This is a genomic window from Pseudomonas putida (genome assembly GCF_028682475.1).
Lineage (GTDB): Bacteria > Pseudomonadota > Gammaproteobacteria > Pseudomonadales > Pseudomonadaceae > Aquipseudomonas > Aquipseudomonas putida_AG.
In genome coordinates this window covers 1-999 of the sequence record NZ_JANHLE010000082.1, presented here as the reverse complement: position 1 = coordinate 999, position 999 = coordinate 1, and the positions used below count along the sequence as shown (strand labels likewise).

Genomic DNA, 999 nt, shown 5'->3' with positions numbered 1-999 from the left:
TGCCTGGCTCACCGACGAGTGTTGCGTTGCTGCTGCCGTTACGCTTTCCCAGGGGACAATCCAGTACTCGCCATCTGCTCTTGGTACGCACACTTCACGGCGCTGCCGATTGAAGCGCACTGGTAAGGGCACCTCGCGGAACAGGCCTTGGATCACAAACATGATAGGAATGCCGACGATGATTAAGCCGCCTCCCAATATTAGAGAGTCAGGCGTGATGTAATACATCAGCGCAAATAACATCACCATCGGCCATATCACCATCACCGCCGAACCGATGCTGTAATTACCGATATCAAGAAACACCTCGTTCTTGCGCCAAATGATATTGAGCACATCCGAGGGTTTTCGACCGGTAGGGATAGGCAGCGGCGCGAAATAGTCATTGCGTGAAAACAGCCGCTTTTTCGTGGTACCTGCCGGTGGCGTACTCATGTCTTGTCCTTGGGTTGCAGGTAATAGGCCCCGGCTCCGTTCGCGTCGAGCACATACACCGGCACCCGATCCAGTTCCGGTGTCGGATCGTCCTGCAGGGCAACCACTCCGTCGCTGTCACTCAGGGTGAAAGCCACGCCGCGCGCTCCGCCGATAAAGCTTCTGACGCCCAGCAGGGCGGTCAAGGGCGTGCGATACCACAAGCGCAGGGAAGCTGTGCGAGGGTGTGAGCCAAGGACACCTGACTCGGTGCTGAACGGGCCACTCAGGCGCAAGCCTTGACCTTCCTTGGCCGGTATCCAGCGACAGCTGCTGCTGGGCAGCCAGTGCGGGATCATATTCCGCCAAGGCCTGGGCACCTTGAAATTCTGGTTCGGGCTATTTTGGATCAAGTAACGGTACTCCCGGGTATCCACGGGATCACCGATCAGGCTCAGTTTCAGGTAGGCACTACCGGGCTCGGCCCCCGGCAAATCGATGGTCAGGGAATCGATGGAGCTTTCGGAGGCCAGCCCTGAAGGACCCTTGCCAGCGCCGATCGCCGAACTGCTCTGCATGCTGACT

The 999-nt window shown here is 58.1% G+C and carries 2 pseudogenes; both read right to left on the bottom strand.

What is annotated here, in order from left to right:
* Positions 1 to 435, bottom strand: a pseudogene (locus tag NPS47_RS25220) (hypothetical protein); the annotation flags it as partial.
* Positions 432 to 999: pseudogene (locus NPS47_RS25215) on the bottom strand (hypothetical protein); the annotation flags it as partial. The pseudogenes NPS47_RS25215 and NPS47_RS25220, both read right to left, overlap by 4 nt.